Here is a 16,013-nt window from a genome sequence, read left to right on the forward strand (position 1 = left end):
GTCAGCCGCGGAGCATTTCGGCGACCAGGAACGCCAACTCCAGTGACTGCTGGGTGTTCAGCCGCGGGTCGCAGGCCGTCTCGTACCGGCCGGCCAGATCGTCGTCGGAGATGTCCTGCGCGCCGCCGAGGCATTCGGTGACGTTCTCACCGGTGATCTCCACGTGGATGCCGCCCGGGTGGGTGCCCAGCGCGTGGTGCACCTCGAAGAAGCCCTGCACCTCGTCGACGATGCGGTCGAAGTGCCGGGTCTTGTACCCGGTGGAGGACTCGTGGGTGTTGCCGTGCATCGGATCGCACTGCCAGATCACCTGATGCCCGGAGGCCTGCACCTTCTCGATGATCGGCGGCAGCGCGTCGCGCACCTTCTGGTTGCCCATCCGGCTGACCAGGGTGAGCCGGCCCGCCTCGTTGTGCGGGTCGAGGCGCTCGACGTACTCGACGGCCAGCTCGGGCGACGTGGTGGGGCCGATCTTGATGCCGATCGGGTTGGCGATGGTCTCCACGAACGCGATGTGCGCGCCGTCCAGTTGCCGGGTCCGCTCCCCGATCCAGACGTAGTGCGCGGACAGGTCGTACAGCCGCGGCTCGTCGAACTCGGTGGACAACCGCAGCAGGGCGCGCTCGTAGTCGAGGACCAGGGCCTCGTGGCTGGCGAAGATCTCGGCGGTCTGCAGGTTGCGGTCGTCGACGCCGCAGGCGCTCATGAAGCGCAGCCCGCGGTCGATCTCGCCGGCCAGCGCCTCGTACCGCGCGCCGGCGGGCGAGGTGCGGACGAACTCGCGGTTCCAGTCGTGCACCTTCTGCAGCGACGCCATGCCCGACGAGGTCAGCGCCCGCACCAGGTTCATCGCGGCGCTGGCATTGGCGTACGCCCGTACCAGTCGGGACGGGTCGTGATCGCGCACCGCGGCGTCCGGGGCGAAACCGTTGATCATGTCGCCGCGGTAGGACTTCAACCCCAGCGCATCGATATCGGAGGACCGCGGCTTGGCGTACTGGCCGGCGATCCGGGCGACCTTCACCACCGGCAGGCTGGCCCCGTAGGTCAGCACCACCGCCATCTGCAGCAGGGTGCGGATGTTGGCGCGGATGTGCGGTTCGGTGTTGTCGACGAACGTCTCGGCGCAGTCGCCGCCCTGCAGCAGGAAGGCCTCACCGCGCGCGACGGCCGCCAGCTGCACCTTCAACTTCTCGATCTCGCTCGGGACGGTGATCGGCGGCACGCTCTCCAGCACCGTCCGCATCGCCTTGGCCTGGCCGGCGTCCCAGCTGGGCTGCTGCAGCGCCGGCTTGGCCAGGGCGGCGTCGAGCCGGTGGCGCAGGTCCTCGGGGAGCGGCGGCAGATCCGGTAGTTGGTCGATGGGTACGTCGACGGTCCAGTTCACCGCTCTATGGTAACCGCGCCACCGGGCCGATTTGACCGGCCATACCCGCAGCTCAGGCCCGTACCGCCCAGTCCCCCTCCCGATCGTCGGCGGCCATCAACCGGTAGCGGCGCAGGTTGTGCCGCGCGTCGACCAGGGCGTCGTGCGAATCGGTGGGCCGCGGTGGCATCCGCGGGTTGCCGCGGTCCTCCCAGAGCTGGCGCAGCTCCCTGGTGAAGCGCGGCATGGCCGGCGGCAGGTCGGTCATCGGGCCCCACAGCTGACAGAGCACGACGTGGTCGTAGGCGCCCACCCAGGCCCACAGCTCGATGGGCTCGTCACCGTCGATATCGAAGAAGTCCTCCAGGTCCGACCGGATCTGCCGGCGCGAGCGCCACAGCTTCGACGACGGCGACGGCAGCTTGGGCAGCACGTTCTTGCGTACCCAGCTGCCGGCCCGGTCCGGGTCGAATTCCGTTGAGATCGCGTAATACTCGCGACCGTCCTCGGCCACCACCCCGATCGAGATGAGCTCGATGGTGCGGCCGTTGTCGATGAATTCGGTGTCGTAGAAATAGCGCAACTCAGCGGCCCCCCTTGCTTGCCCCCGGCGCGGCGGGCGCCGGCGCGGCATGGATCTCGCGATCCAGTTCCTCGTTGACCAACACGTCGTCCGGGAAATGCGGTTCACCGGCGACCACGTGCTGCACCCACAGCTTGGCCTGGACCACCGGTCGGCGCAGCCGCCGCTCCCGCTCCAGCGCCTTGTGCATCTTGCGCGGCCGGCTGGTGTAGCGCCAGCGCGCCCACGGCGCGTGCGGGCGGGACAACCGGATCGCGCCGAGGAACAGCAGCGGCGTGATGAACATGCCGACCAGACCGGTCCACACCTTGCCCTTGAGCAGCACCACCACCGCAAGGGCCAGCGTCAGCACAGCCACGGCGATCACCACGGACCGCGCCTGCCAGGTGTCGTCGGCCCGCCAGATGCCGATGTCGAAGAAGGACAGCGGGTTGAACCCCAGCACCAGCAGTCCGGCCACCGCGATCGCGACGAACACCGCGTCCACCGAGGTGCGGCCGTCCTCGGCCCAGTACACGTCCTGCAGGTGCAGGATCAGCGCGAACTCGTCGAGCACCAGTGCCGCGCCGATCCCGAAGAACACCGCGGCCACCGTGAATTCCGGCACACCACCGTTTACCGCAAGGGTCACCATGGACACTCCGGAAACCATCACCAGGATCACTCCGATGACCGCGTGGTGCAGGTGGACGCCACCGCCGACCGAGAGATTGCGCGGTTGCCACCACTTGCGCGGCGCGTCGCCGGCGGGATGGCTGCGGATGTACCGGACGATGAGGCGGGTCAGGAAGAACGTGAGGATGAATGCGATCAGGCAGCACAGCAGCGGCAGGCGATCGCCGGTGACGAAGTCGAACTGGACGCGCAGGTGCACGGTCGAGAACATACGCCGACCAGCAACCCGAACGCGTCACCAGGCGTCCCGCGCCGGTCGGCGTGCCGGGCCACACCGATAGGCTGGTCGGCGAAATGGGCACTCAGGCGGGTTTACGGACGACCGTGGCATGGCGGTTGTTCCAGCTGCTGACCCTGGCGGGCCTGGCCTGGGCGGGCTGGCGGTTGCTCGGCCACGCGCCGTACCGCATCGACATCGACGTCTACCGGATGGGCGGGCGGGCCTGGTTGGACGGCACCCCGCTGTACGCCGACAGCACCAAATTCCAGACCCAGGCCGGCCTCGACCTGCCGTTCACCTACCCGCCGCTGGCGGCGATCGCGTTCGCCCCGTTCGCCTGGCTCACCCTGCCCGCCGCCAGCGCGGCGATCACCGCGACCACGCTGGTGCTGCTGATCGCGTCGGTGGCCATCGTGTTGACCCGGCTGCAGGTCGCGGCCACCTGGCAGCAGCGCGCCTGGCTGGCCGCGGCGCTGGTGGCACCCGCCGTCGTGTACCTGGAGCCGATCCGGTCCAACTTCGCGTTCGGCCAGATCAACGTGGTGTTGATGACGCTGGTGATCGCCGACTGCGTGCCGAGGCGGACACCGTGGCCGCGCGGCCTGCTGCTCGGCCTGGCCATCGCCGTCAAACTGACCCCCGCGGTGTTCCTGCTGTACTTCGTGCTCCGCCGCGATGTGCGCGCGGTGGTGGTGACGGCGCTGTCGGCGGTCACCGCGACGCTGGTGGGCTTCGCGCTGGCGTGGCGGGATTCGTGCGAGTACTGGACCGAGACGCTGCGCGACACCAACCGCATCGGCACGGCCACGCTCAACACCAACCAGAACATCTCCGGCACGCTGGCCCGCTTGGGCCTGGGTGAGGAGCAGCGCTTCCTGCCCTGGGCGGTGGCCTGCTGCGTGGTGCTGGCGCTGACCGGCTGGGCGGTGCACCGGCTGCTGCAGCGCGGCGGCGACGCGGCCGACGGTGGCGAGCCGGTGCTGGCGCTGATCTGCGTGGCCATGTTCGGGTTGGTCGTCTCGCCGGTGTCGTGGTCGCACCACTGGGTGTGGATGCTGCCGACGGTGATCGTCACCGCCGTGGTCGGGTACCGCCGGCGCCGACTGGCACTGTTGCTCGTCAGCGCGGCGGGTCTGGCGCTGATGGTGTGGACACCGATCACGCTGCTGCCCGAACACCACGAGACCGCGGCCTCGCTGTGGCGCAAGCTGGCCGGCGGTTCCTATCTGTGGTGGGCGCTGATCGTCATCGCGGTGGCCGGCGCCACCGCACCGGCGCGCGGCGCGGTCGGCGGTAACGCGCCCAAGGCACCCAAGTCCTCGGATACCCCCGCGGCCGCGGCGAGTTAACCCGCTTTGGCCACCGGCGCCGGGGTCTTGCCCTCTTTGACGTCGGCCGCGTACAGGTCGACGTACTCCTGACCGGACAGCCGCATCAGTTCGTACATCACCTCGTCGATCACGGCGCGTTCGATGAACCGGTTACCCGCCAGCCCCTCGAACCGACTGAAGTCCATCGGCTTGCCGAAGCGCACCTCGACCCGGCCGAAATGCCACATCTTGCCGCCCGGCGGGTTGACGACGTTGGTTCCGATCATCGCGACGGGAATCACCGGGATGCCGCTTTCCAGCGCGATCCGCGCCAGCCCGGTCTTGCCCTTGTAAAGCCTGCCGTCGGGCGAGCGGGTGCCCTCCGGGTACATCCCGAGCAACTTTCCCTGGGCAAGGATGCGCTGCGCGGTCTGCAGGGCGGCCTGGGCCGAGTCGGCATCGGTGCGGTCGATGGGGACCTGGCCGGTGGACGAGTAGAAGAACTTGGTGAGCTTGCCCTTGATCCCGGTACCGGTGAAGTACTCGGCCTTGGCCAGGAAGGTGATCCGGCGCCGCACCACCAGCGGCAGGTAGAAGCTGTCCGCGACGGCCAGGTGATTGCTGGCCAGGATGACTGGGCCGGAGTCCGGAACGTATTCCAGCCCTTGAACTTTGGGCCTGCCGAGCAAACGCAGCAGCGGGCCCATCAAGATGTATTTGTAGAACCAGAAAAACACGTTGCCTCCCGCGCCGCACGCCTTGACAGCGTTCCGCGACAACTTTACCCACGCATTGTTGCGACGACCACATGGCAGGTCTGACGGGGAATGGCCCCCGGGGGCGAGCGCAGCGACGGGGAATGGACCCGGGGGCCGATCAGTCCTCGACGTCGACCCGGATCGATTCGTAGCGGCCGGGCGCCTTGGGGGGCTGCTCACCATCGGCCGGTGGCGGCGGGGTGCCATCCGGCGGCGGTGGGCCGGCAGACGCCGGTTCGCCGACCATGGCGCGCACGATGGCCAGCAGCGCGACGCTGTGCTCGGCGATGACCGACAGCAGCGGATGCTGTTCACCGGCCACCAGGGCCGCCAGCGCGCACACCGGGCACCAGACCTGCTGACACCTGCCCTCACCGGCGCCGGCGGCGGCGGCCCGGGCGGCGGCCAACCGCACCGCGGGGTCGAGCCGGTCCAGGATGGCCTGTGCCAACTGCCGCAGTTCGGGGCTCACGTCCGCATGCCGCCGCCGAGCGGCGTCGGGATCTGGGCCTTCCCCTGTCACTGCGGCCATACCTTTCGATCGGGGCGGAATCGCACCGTGAGTTCGGTACCCCGCAATTGCGCGTCCATCACGATGCAGCGCCGCAAAACCGACGCCAACCGGACTCGGCGGCGCATTCCGCCGGAGCCGATGATCAGATCGTCGTCGACCCGGCCCAGTGTCAACGAGCCGGGGTCCACCTGCGGCAACTGTATCCGCAACCGATAGACCGCTTCGAGCCCAGTTCCCGATTCGCGGTCCACCACCGGCTTGAGCGGACCGGGCGGGGGCGATCCGTCGCGCCGCCGGGCCTGGGCGAGCAGCTCGGCCAGCGCCTTGGGCCCGATGGGTTCGCCGGCCAGGTGCGGCACGAGCACCAGCTGCACATCGCCGATCGCGGCGTCCAGTTGGTCGAGCACGGTGCGCTGTTCGGCGATCCGCTCGGTGTACCAGTCGAACGCGGGGTGGTCCGGCAGATTGGTGTACTCGTACGAATCGTCTTGGATCAGCACCTGGTTCACCAGCAACTCGGCCACCCGCACCCCCATCAGCGTCAGCGAGCCGATGGTGCGGATCGCCTCGGCCGCCACCACCCGCTCCGGGGTGAGCACCAGGTGCGCGCTGACCCGCTCGGCGTCGGCGAGCAGCGCCGAAAGCGCGTCGGTACCGTCGGCGATCCGTTCCAGCAGCGCGACCAGCGCCTCCGATGCGGCATCGCCACCGCGCCTGGACAACCGACGGTGCCGGGGCCAGATCCGCTCCAGGTACAGCCCGAACGTCGCGGGCAGGGTGAGCATGCGCAACGCGTCGGCGGTGGACGCGCAGTCGACCACCACGTGATCCCAGTCGCCGGAGTCGGCCAGCTCCCCCACCTCGTGCAGGCCGAGCACCTCCTGGATGCCGGGCATGGCCGAAAGTTCTTCCGGGGCAACGTCACCCAGATCCGACTCGGGGAAACGCTCGGCCAGCGGCCCGGCCACGTCGCGCCACCGGTTCTCCAGCACGGCCAGCGTGTCCAGCGCCAGCGCATCCAGGTGGCCGGTGTCGACATCGGCCAGCACCCGGGTCGGCGCCCTGGTACCGGTCGGCGCGACCGGCACCCCGAGCACGTCGCCGGTGGAGTGCGCCTGGTCGGTCGACACGATCAGCACCCGCTGGCCGCTGCGTGCTGCACGCACCGCGGTGGCGGTCGCCAACGTCGACTTGCCTACCCCGCCCTTACCGACGAACAGGCTGATGCGGGCGGGTGCGGACACTTGCTCGCCATTCAGCTCACACCCACCTCGACTCGCTTCTTGAGGTCTTTGAGCGCGGTGTCGGTGAGCCGGCGTTCGGCCTTGCGCTTGAGCAGGCCGATCATCGGGATGAGCAGGTCGACGGACAACTCGTAGGTGACGTCCGTTCCAGAACCCTTGGGCGACAGCCGATATGCGCCCTCCAAGCCGCGCAGCAGCGAACTCGACACCAGGGTCCAGGTCACCGATTTACGGTCGGCCGGCCACTGGTAGGACAACACCATGGTGTCCTTGAGCACGGCCGCGTCCAGCACCAGGCGCGCCGTCTTGGGGTTGCCCGCGGCATCGGCGTCGAGCACCTCGGCTTCCTTGTACTCGGCCACCCATTCCGGATACGAGCCGATGTCGGCGATCACGTCCATCACCGTCGAGGGATCGGCATCGATGTAGATCGTCTGCGCCGTCTTCTCCGCCACGCTCAGAAATGTACCCGCACCGCCGAACGCCCTGCGCGCTATCAGGACAGCCGCGACACACCGACCGGCCGGTGCTGCTCGAGACGGGTCTTGACCTCGAAGGCCATCCGCTTGCCCGCCACCCGACGGGTGTGGTTCAGCTTGGCCAGGTCCAACCGCGCCAGGTCGTGCGCGCTGGCACCGGCCGGCTCGGCGTGCAGGAAATAGTGCAGGATGACCCCGTCCATCATGGTCTCCAGCCAGACCTCCATGGTTCCGGTCAGCGCGCCGGCGACGGTCCAGCGCACCCCGGCCGGGCCGCGGTCCTCGACGACGGTCAGGCGCAGATCGGGCCACCACCGCCGCCAGCTCGCCGGGTCGCTCACCGCGCGCCCGACATCGGCAGGATCCGCGCATACGAACGTCTCGTCGGAGATCTGCACGCTGTTCATGGCTGCCAGCATCACACACGCGGTACCGCCGGTCCGAGGCGGGCGACTAGGCTGACCGGCGGATGCCGCAAGACATCCGTCACCAGCATTGACGAGGGGCCAGAATCGTGCGTGAGTACAGCGTTGCCGCAACGTTCCAGATCGGTGAGTCCGACACCGCCGTCGACGCCGTATACGCGCACGAGCGCCAGGATCCCGACCACGTCATCTTCCAGCGCCAGGTCGACGGCCGCTGGACCGATGTCACCTGTGCCCAGGCCGCCGAGCAGATCCGTTCCACGGCTCTGGGTTTGATCGCCGAGGGCGTCCAGCCCGGCGACCGGGTGGCCATCCTGTCGGCGACCCGCTACGAGTGGCCGATCATCGACTTCGCCATCCTGTCCACCGGCGCGGTGACCGTGCCGATCTACGAGACCAGCTCCGCCGAGCAGATCCGCCACGTGCTGGCCGATTCGTCGGCCGTGCTGGTGATCGCCGAAACCGATGCGCACGCCGACCGGGTGGAACAACTGCGCGAACAGGTGCCGCACGTGCGCAAGGTGCTGCGCATCGAGGGAAGCGGTCCCGCGGCCCTGGATGCGCTGGCCGAGGCCGGCAAGGGTGTGGACGCCGCCGAGTTGGAAACCCGACGCTCCGGCATCCGGTCGGCCGACCCGGCCACCCTCATCTACACGTCGGGCACCACCGGATTGCCCAAGGGCTGCCAGCTGACGCACGCCAACCTGCTCTCCGAGATCCACGGCGCCAAGGCCAGCTTCCCCGATCTGTTGGTCAAAGGTGAGCGGCTGCTGGTGTTCCTGCCCCTGGCCCACGTGCTGGCCCGGGCGCTGACCGTCGCCGCCTTCACCAACAAGGTGACCCTCGGCTTCACCAGCGACATCAAGAACCTGGTCCCGACGTTCGGGGTGTTCAAGCCGACGTTGGTGGTGTCGGTGCCGCGGGTGTTCGAGAAGGTGTACAACACCGCCGAGCAGAATGCCCGCGACGGCGGCAAGGGCAAGATCTTCGACCTGGCCGCCGGCACCGCGATCGAATACAGCCAGGCACTCGACAAGGGGGGCCCCGGCCTGGTGCTCAAGGTCAAGCACGCGGTGTTCGACCGGCTGGTCTACGGCAAGCTGCGCGCCGCGCTCGGCGGTGCCTGCCGCGCCGCCATCTCCGGCGGCGCTCCCCTGGGTGCCCGGCTGGGCCACTTCTATCGCGGTGTCGGCCTGACCATCTACGAGGGCTACGGCCTCACCGAGACCAGCGCGGCCATCACCGCCAACCAGATCGGCGCCCTCAAGGTCGGCTCGGTCGGAAAGTTGTTGCCGGGCAACAGCATGCGGCTCGGGCCCGACGACGAACTGCTGGTCAAGGGCGGCGTGGTGTTCGGCGGCTACTGGCACAACGAGGAGGCGACCAAGGAAGCCTTCACCGACGGCTGGTTCCACACCGGTGATCTCGGCGCGATCGACGACGACGGGTTCCTGACCATCGTCGGGCGCAAGAAGGAAATCATCGTCACCGCCGGCGGCAAGAACGTCGCCCCGGCCGTGCTGGAGGACCGGCTGCGGGCGCACCCGCTGATCAGCCAGGCCATGTGCGTCGGCGACCAGCAGCCCTATATCGCCGCCCTGATCACCATCGACCCCGAGGCGTTCCCCGGCTGGAAACAGCGCAACAGCAAGGACGCCGCCGCCACGGTGGCCGACCTGGCCACCGACCCGGACCTGCTCGCCGAGGTGGAACTGGCGGTCAAGGACGCCAATCAGGTGGTGTCCAAGGCCGAGGCGATCCGCAAGTTCCGGATCCTGCCGGTCGATTTCACCGAGGACACCGGCGAGCTGACCCCGACGCTGAAGGTGAAGCGCAAGGTGGTGGCGCAGAAGTTCGCCGCCGATATCGACGCGCTGTACGCCTAGCTCTGTTCGGCGCCGCCGAGCAGCCGGTGCAGCCGCGCCCCCTGGGCGCTCCACTGCCAGTTCTGCACGGTCCACTGCCGGCCGGCCGCGCCCATCGCCGCGGCCGCGTCCGGGTCGGCCAACACACCGCTGACCGCGGCCGCGATCGCGCCGACGTCGGTGCCGTCGACGACGATGCCGGTCTCCCCGTCGCGCACCGTTTCCGGTGCGCCTCCGGAGCGCCCGGCCACCACCGGCACGCCGCACGCCGACGCCTCCAGGAACACGATGCCCAGACCCTCCACGTCCAGGCCGGCACCCCGGGTGCGGCACGGCATGGCGAACACGTCGCCCATCGCGTGATAGGCGGGCAGCTCGTCACCCGGAACACCGCCGGTGAACACCACGTGCTCGGCCACCCCGGCCTGGTGGGCCAGCTTGTGCAACGTGTCGCGGTAGGGTCCGCCGCCGACCACGACGAGGGCGGTGCCCGGCACCGCGTCGCGGATGGCGGGCAGCGCGCGGATCAGCATGTCCTGGCCCTTGCGCGGCACCAGCCGCGACAGGCACACCACCACCGGCCGCTCCCCCAGCCCGTGCCGGGTTCGCAGTGCGGCGCGCGCGGCCGGGTCCGGGGTGAACCGGTCCACGTCGACCCCGGGTGACAGCCGCTCCAGGCGGGCCCGCGGCCCGAACGCCGAGGCGAACCGGCCGCGGGTGTAGCTGCTGACATAGGTGACGACGTCGGTCTCGTTCCCGATGCGCCGCAAGGCGTTTCGGGCCAACGGCAGCATGGACCAGCCCACCTCGTGGCCGTGCGTGCTGGCCATCACCCGCGACGCGCCCGCGGCCCTGGCCAGCGGGGCCAGCAGCGCCAGCGGGGCCGCGGCACCGAACCAGACGGTCTCGATGCCGTGACCGGCGATCAGCGCGCGCATCCGGTTGGCCACGGTGGGTTCGGGCAGCATCAGGGTGGTCGGATGGCGCACCACCCGGTAGCCGGCGCTGCGGTCGTAATCGGGGGCGCCCTTCCATTTCGGCGCGTAGACCGTCAGCTCATGCCCGCCGGTCGCCAGCAGCTGGCCGACGAAGGCCTCCAGGTAGGACTGGATACCGCCGCGGCGCGGCGGAAAGTCGTTGGTTACCAGCAGCACCCGGGTCATCACGCCAAGGCTATCCGCTCATCCAGTCCCGCCAGCCGGCCAGTACCCGGTCCAGGTCGGCACCCAGGGTGGCCCGGACCGCGTCCGTCACATCGGGGTGTCCGGGCTCGCTGGCCCGCAGATACAGCCGCTTGAGCGTGGCAGCCCCGTAGCGGGCGGCGACATAGCGGCTGAACCACCAGGCCCGGTCGTAGGCGGCCGAGCGCTGCTCGCCCACACTGTCCAGGTCGGCGTCGGTGGGCAGCCGCGCCAGTCCCGCCGCGGCGGCGGGGCCGGGCAGCGGGGCCGGCGGCCGGCCCACGAAGTCGGCCACCCCCTCGGCCAGCCAGCGCGGGGCATCGGCGGCGGTGTGCGCCCGCGCCGCGTAGTGGAACAGTTCGTGGCGCACCACGATTCGCAGCGAAGCCGGGGTCATGGCAGCCGCCCCCGGCGCGAAGACGATGCCGTCGGCGGTGGTGGCGGCCGCGATGTCGGGACCGTCGAAACCCAGCACGCGGAACTGTTGGTCGGTCTCGGTGGCGATCACGACGATGTCCCGGGGCCAGTCCGGTCCCCAGAACGCGCTGACGGCCGCCGCGGCGTCGCCGAGCTCGGCGGCGATCCGGTCCAGCAGCGGCTGGGTGCGCGCCCCGCCGAGGCCGCGCAGGTGTGCGGTGCGGCCGTCCGGCAGGGGCAGCGAGCGGGTCTGCGCCGATTCGGCCGGGGCCGGTGTCGACGCGGTGGCGGGGGTGGGCGCGACGCTGGGTTGCTGGCAGCCGGCCAGCAGTGCCGTCGCGACCAGGGTCAGCGCGACCCGCGTGAGATCAGTAACGGCGGACTTCAGTAACGGCGGACACTTCAGTAACGGCGGACATTGTAGATCGGCGCGTTGTTGACGGGCGCGATCCGCACCGGCACACCGAAGGTGGATGCGTGCACCATCATGCCGTCACCGATGTAGATGCCGACGTGCGAGGCGTCGGAGTAGTACGAGATGACGTCGCCGGGCTGCATCTGATCGGTGGACACCGGTTGGCCGCCGGCGGCCTGCGCGTAGCTGGAGTGCGGCAGTGAGATGCCGGCCTGCTGGAACGCCCACTTGACCAGACCGGAGCAGTCGAAGGCGCCGGGCCCTTCGGCACCCCACGAGTACGGCGAGCCGATCCGGGTGAGCGCGGCCTGCACGGCGGCCATGCCTTCACCGGTCCCCCCGGGCGCCGGAACGGCACCGTCGGGCGGCGGCGCGACGTCACCGGGCGGGATGGCCTCCGGCGGCGCGGCGAGCACCGCCGGATCCTGTCCGGGCAACGCCGCCGGCGGCGGCACGTCGGCCGGCGCGGGCGCGGCGGGCGCCGGCGGGATGGCGGCCAGCGCCTCGCGCTGGGCCGGGGTCAGCACCTGGTACTGCGACTTGACGACGGCGATCTGCACCTGCAGCTTGCTTTGCTTGGACTGCAGATCGGCGCGCACCGCGGCGGCCTGCTCGGCGGCGGTCTTGGCGTCGGCGGCGGACTGGGCCGAGGCCGTCTCGGCCTGCGCGGCGCGCAGGCTGGTGGTCCGGAAGTTCTGCATCTGTGTCGACATCTCGGTGGCCATCACCCGCTGCACGGCGAGCTGATCGATCAGCCCCTGCGGCGAGGCGGCGGTGAGCATGGCGTCGAGACCGTCGGTACGGCCGCCCATATATTGGGCGGCGGCGACCTTGTTGACCGAGCTCTGGAAGGTTGCCAGTTGCGCCTTGGCGGCCTCGGCGTCGGCGAGGTCGGCGGCGTGCTTGGCTTCGGCGGCACGCTGGGCTGCCAGCTTGTTGTCCAGATCCAACTCGGCCGCATGCATGGCTTCGGTGGTCGCTTCGGCCTGCCGCGACAGCTCGTTGAGCTTTGCCAGAGCGTCATCGGCCGGATCGGCGTGCACGCTGCCGGCCAACGCGCTCCCGAGGACCACCATGCTTGCTATCGCACCGACCAGGGGTCGCTTGACGCCACGCTTCGGTCGGTCTTTGCGATCAGGCCTCAAGGTTTCGCGTCCTTAAACTGCATACGAGCCGGCTCGAACTCAATTAGGTCTCAGATAGGTTACGAAACGGCATCGGGCTTGTCCAACAGGAGACGCAAATTTAACAGCCGAACCGGATTAATTTTTGCCTCCGTGCAAGTGTGCGTGTCATCACGCCACACCTGTTGTACCACCTCGGTTCTCCGCTCGCCGGATCGGGACCAACCGCAGCCGCGGGGCCAGTCCGGCGTCGGCCAACACCTCCAAAGCCCGGCGCTCGTCGTCCAGCAAAGTTTCCGGAACGCCGAGGAGCACGCTGACCACGCAGTCCTGGCATCCGGGTCCGCGCACCGCGCAGTCGTCGCAGTCGATCACCACCGTGCCGGTATCCGCCTCCGGGTGCCGAGAGTCATCGGCCGGTCGTTGTCGCCGTTGTCCAGATTTCACGTCAGGTCCTCTCTGATCTGTCAGTGCCCGCACCGTAACGAGGGCCACCGACAGATCCCGGCGCTGTCGGTAGCGCGGGTTACCGTCACCGACGTGTCGCAGCTGAGCTTCGCCGATGTCGAGCCGCTCGCCGACATCGCGCTGGCCGACACCACCTTCGTCGTCGTCGACCTGGAGACCACCGGTGGCCGGGCGGCCGGGGACGGCCATGACGCCATCACCGAGATCGGCGCGGTCAAGGTGCGCGGCGGCGTCGTGCTCGGCGAGCTGGCCACCCTGGTGGACCCGGGCCGGGCCATCCCGCCGCAGATCGTCGCGCTCACCGGCATCACCTCGGCGATGGTGCACGACGCGCCGCGGATCGACAGCGTGCTGCCGGCCTTCCTGGAGTTCGCCCGCGGCGCGGTGCTGGTCGCCCACAACGCCGGGTTCGATATCGGGTTCCTGCGCGCCGCCGCCGAGCGGCTCGGGCTGACCTGGCCGCGGCCGCCGGTGCTGTGCACGGTGCGGCTGGCCCGCCGGGTGCTCACCCGCGACGAGGCGCCCAGCGTCCGGCTCTCCGCGCTGGCGCAGCTGTTCGGTGCCGCCACCACACCCACCCACCGCGCGCTCGACGATGCCCGCGCCACCGTCGATGTGCTGCACGGCCTCATCGAACGGGTCGGCAACCAGGGCGTGCGCACCTATCCCGAGCTGCGGTCCTATCTCCCCGACAAGACCGCGCCGCAGCGCCGCAAGCGGCACCTCGCCGCCGGCATCCCCGGCCGGCCCGGGGTGTACCTGTTCCGCGGGCCGGGCGACGAGGTGCTCTACATCGGCACCGCGGTGGATCTGCACCGCCGGGTCAGCCAGTACTTCACCGGCGCCGATCCACGCACCCGGATGAAGGAGATGGTGGCCCTGGCCACCCGGGTCGACCACGTCGAGTGCGCGCACGAGCTGGAGGCCGGGGTGCGCGAGCTGCGCCTGCTGGCCGCGCACGCCCCGCCGTACAACCGGCGCTCCCGATTCCCGCGCCGCTATTGGTGGATCGTGCTGACCGACGAGGCGTTCCCGCGGTTCTCGGTGGTGCGGGCCCCGCGCAGCGCGAGGGCACTGGGCCCGTTCGGCGCGCGGGCCGACGCCGTCGCCGCCGCCGAGATCCTGGCCCGCGGAACGGGTGTGCGCACCTGCACGGCCCGGTTGTCCCGCACCGCGCGGCACGCCTGCGACCACCACGAACTGGCGCCCTGTCCGGCCGAGCGCGGGGCCGACGCCGCCGGGTACGCCGCGGCCCCGCGGGCCGCCGCCGCGCTGATCGCCGGCGCGGACAGTTCGGCGTTCGGCACCGTGCTGGACCAGATCGAGGCGCTGGCCGCCACGCACCGCTACGAGAGCGCCGCCCGGCTGCGCGACCACACCGCCGACACGGTGGAGGTGGTGTGCCGCGGCCAACGGTTGCAGGCGCTGGCCGCCGTCGACGAACTGGTCGCGGCCCGCCCCGACGGGCGCGGCGGCTGGGAGCTGGCGGTCATCCGGCACGGGCAGTTGGCCTCGGCCGGCTGTGCGCGCCGCGGGGTGCCGCCCATGCCCGTGGTGGACGCCATTTGCGCTGCGGCGCAGACGATCCTGCCCGAATCCGCACCGCTGGGCGGGGCGCTGGTCGAGGAGACCGGGTTGATCGTGCGGTGGCTGGGCGGCCCCGGTGTGCGCATCGTGCGTGCCCAGCCCGGCTACTCGAGTCCGATCGGGTCGGCCGCGCGCTGGGCCGGCTGGGCAGCGCACGCCCGCTCGGCCCGGCTGGCCGCCCAACAGCACGACGGCGCCGATTTCACCGATGACCGTTTCGGCATCGACCCGCCGGCCCGAAAGCCCTTCTCGCCTAGGCTTTCTGGGTGAACTGAACCCACTTGGCCAGCAGCTGCTCGGCGGCACCGGAGTCGATCGCCTCGGTGGCGCGGCGCAGCCCGGACTCCCACGCCGGCACCCACTGGGCGTCGCCGGACAGTCCGGCGTGGGCCACCATCGCACCGGCCGCGTTGAGCACGACCGCGTCGCGCACCGGGCCCTTGGCCCCGCCCAGCACCGCGCGCACCGATGCGGCGTTGGCCTCGGCGTCGCCACCGATCAGCTCGCTCAGGTCGGCGCGCTTGAACCCGAACGCGGCCGGGTCCAGGGTGAGCCGCTCCACGGTGCCGGCCTGCACCCGCCAGATGGTGCTGGTGGTCGTCGTGGTCAGTTCGTCGAGGCCGTCGTCGCCGTGCACCACCAGCACGCTGGATCCCCGCGCGGCGAACACACCGGCCATCACCTCGGCCAGGTCACCCCAGGCGCACCCGATCAAGCCGGCCCGCGGTGCGGCCGGATTGGTCAGCGGCCCAAGCAGATTGAAGACGGTCGGCACGCCGATCTCGCGGCGCACCACCGACGCGTGCCGGTAGGACGGATGGAACTGCGGGGCGAACGCGAAGCCGATGCCGACCTCGCCGAGGCTGCGGGCCACCTCCTCGGGGCCCAGGTCGATGCGCACGCCGAGGGCTTCCAGGGTGTCGGCCCCACCCGACAGCGAGGACGCCGCCCGGTTGCCGTGCTTGATCACCGGCACGCCCGCGGCGGCCACCACGATCGAGGCCATGGTGGACAGGTTCACCGTGTTGGAGCCGTCACCGCCGGTGCCCACGATGTCGACGGCGGCGTTGCCGACCGCCTCGGCGGGCAGCCGGCGGGCGTGCTTGAGCATCGCGTCGGCCAGCTCGCGCACCTCGGCGGAGTTGGGCCGCTTCATCTTCATCGCGACGGCGAAACCGGAGATCTGGGCGGGCGTCGCCGCACCGGTCATGATCTGGTCCATCGCCCAGCCGGCCTGCCCCCGCAGCAGATCCTGGTGTGTGGTCAGCAGGCCCAGGATGTGCGGCCAGGTGGATGCGTCGGGGTGGGGTTCGGCAAGAGGCACCAGCCGATGCTATCGCCTGGCCGGGGACGTCCCGACGGGCCGATCACGGCCGGATCGG

16 protein-coding genes are annotated in these 16,013 nt (G+C 70.6%); 3 read left to right on the forward strand and 13 right to left on the reverse strand.

Annotation, left to right across the window (positions count from 1 at the left end; translation table 11 throughout):
- Position 1: 1 nt before the first annotated feature.
- Genes BN977_RS06120 through BN977_RS06130 form a run of 3 tightly spaced genes read right to left on the reverse strand, consistent with a single transcriptional unit; the run spans position 2 to position 2,823 of the window.
- Positions 2-1,387, reverse strand: coding sequence for a class II 3-deoxy-7-phosphoheptulonate synthase (locus tag BN977_RS06120; RefSeq protein ID WP_024455815.1), 1,386 nt, complete (start codon positions 1,385-1,387; stop codon positions 2-4).
- Positions 1,388-1,439: 52 nt separating this feature from the next.
- Positions 1,440-1,949, reverse strand: a complete 510-nt coding sequence (locus BN977_RS06125) for a polyadenylate-specific 3'-exoribonuclease AS (RefSeq protein WP_024455814.1) — start codon at positions 1,947-1,949, stop codon at positions 1,440-1,442.
- Between the two features lies 1 nt (position 1,950).
- Complete coding sequence (locus BN977_RS06130; RefSeq protein WP_024455813.1) at positions 1,951-2,823, reverse strand: hypothetical protein; 873 nt, start codon at positions 2,821-2,823, stop codon at positions 1,951-1,953.
- A gap of 95 nt (positions 2,824-2,918) precedes the next feature.
- On the opposite strand from BN977_RS06130, the gene BN977_RS06135 reads away from it, so the two are divergent.
- A complete protein-coding gene (locus BN977_RS06135) occupies positions 2,919-4,193 on the forward strand; it encodes a glycosyltransferase 87 family protein (protein ID WP_036396722.1) in 1,275 nt (424 codons plus the stop codon).
- Here BN977_RS06135 and BN977_RS06140 read toward each other — a convergent pair.
- The 5 genes from BN977_RS06140 to BN977_RS06160 all read right to left on the reverse strand — a co-directional run bounded on the left by BN977_RS06140 (position 4,190) and on the right by BN977_RS06160 (position 7,556).
- The gene (locus BN977_RS06140) at positions 4,190-4,861 is read right to left on the reverse strand and encodes a lysophospholipid acyltransferase family protein (RefSeq protein ID WP_407661189.1); all 672 of its coding nucleotides are present in this window, start codon (positions 4,859-4,861) and stop codon (positions 4,190-4,192) included. The two genes, BN977_RS06135 and BN977_RS06140, sit on opposite strands and share 4 nt — an antisense overlap.
- A 169-nt stretch (positions 4,862-5,030) precedes the next feature.
- Complete coding sequence (locus BN977_RS06145) at positions 5,031-5,444, reverse strand: hypothetical protein (RefSeq protein WP_051561100.1); 414 nt, start codon at positions 5,442-5,444, stop codon at positions 5,031-5,033.
- Entirely contained in the window at positions 5,432-6,670 is a 1,239-nt protein-coding gene (locus BN977_RS06150; RefSeq protein ID WP_036396724.1) for an ArsA family ATPase, read from the reverse strand. Before BN977_RS06150 ends, BN977_RS06145 begins: the two co-directional genes overlap by 13 nt.
- An 11-nt stretch (positions 6,671-6,681) precedes the next feature.
- A complete protein-coding gene (locus BN977_RS06155) occupies positions 6,682-7,125 on the reverse strand; it encodes an SRPBCC family protein (protein WP_024455808.1) in 444 nt (147 codons plus the stop codon).
- Between the two features lie 41 nt (positions 7,126-7,166).
- On the reverse strand, positions 7,167-7,556 hold the full coding sequence (locus tag BN977_RS06160) for a hypothetical protein (protein WP_024455807.1): 390 nt from the start codon (positions 7,554-7,556) through the stop codon (positions 7,167-7,169).
- A gap of 107 nt (positions 7,557-7,663) precedes the next feature.
- Between BN977_RS06160 and BN977_RS06165 the strand changes: the two genes are divergently transcribed.
- Positions 7,664-9,460, forward strand: a complete 1,797-nt coding sequence (locus tag BN977_RS06165) for an AMP-dependent synthetase/ligase (RefSeq protein WP_036396725.1) — start codon at positions 7,664-7,666, stop codon at positions 9,458-9,460.
- Here the strand turns inward: BN977_RS06165 and BN977_RS06170 are convergent.
- The 4 genes from BN977_RS06170 to BN977_RS06185 form a co-directional block, all read right to left on the reverse strand.
- Positions 9,457-10,602 (reverse strand): glycosyltransferase family 4 protein, encoded by a 1,146-nt coding sequence (locus BN977_RS06170; RefSeq protein ID WP_036396726.1) that lies wholly within the window; start codon positions 10,600-10,602, stop codon positions 9,457-9,459. The two genes, BN977_RS06165 and BN977_RS06170, sit on opposite strands and share 4 nt — an antisense overlap.
- A 10-nt stretch (positions 10,603-10,612) precedes the next feature.
- Entirely contained in the window at positions 10,613-11,389 is a 777-nt protein-coding gene (locus tag BN977_RS06175) for a YajG family lipoprotein (RefSeq protein WP_036396727.1), read from the reverse strand.
- A gap of 50 nt (positions 11,390-11,439) precedes the next feature.
- The gene (gene ripC / locus BN977_RS06180; RefSeq protein WP_036396728.1) at positions 11,440-12,597 is read right to left on the reverse strand and encodes a peptidoglycan hydrolase RipC; all 1,158 of its coding nucleotides are present in this window, start codon (positions 12,595-12,597) and stop codon (positions 11,440-11,442) included.
- A 150-nt stretch (positions 12,598-12,747) separates the two neighbouring features.
- Positions 12,748-13,023 carry a hypothetical protein gene (locus tag BN977_RS06185; RefSeq protein ID WP_024454307.1) on the reverse strand — a complete coding sequence of 92 codons (276 nt, stop codon included), beginning with the start codon at positions 13,021-13,023 and terminating at the stop codon, positions 12,748-12,750.
- 93 nt (positions 13,024-13,116) lie between these two features.
- Here BN977_RS06185 and BN977_RS32270 point away from each other — a divergent pair, with 93 nt between their 5' ends.
- On the forward strand, positions 13,117-14,901 hold the full coding sequence (locus tag BN977_RS32270) for a DEDD exonuclease domain-containing protein (protein WP_109790083.1): 1,785 nt from the start codon (positions 13,117-13,119) through the stop codon (positions 14,899-14,901).
- Here BN977_RS32270 and trpD read toward each other — a convergent pair.
- Positions 14,885-15,955, reverse strand: coding sequence for an anthranilate phosphoribosyltransferase (gene trpD / locus BN977_RS32275; RefSeq protein WP_024454305.1), 1,071 nt, complete (start codon positions 15,953-15,955; stop codon positions 14,885-14,887). The genes BN977_RS32270 and trpD overlap by 17 nt on opposite strands.
- Positions 15,956-16,013 lie beyond the last annotated feature (58 nt).

This window comes from Mycolicibacterium cosmeticum (assembly GCF_000613185.1).
GTDB classification, from domain to species: domain Bacteria; phylum Actinomycetota; class Actinomycetes; order Mycobacteriales; family Mycobacteriaceae; genus Mycobacterium; species Mycobacterium cosmeticum.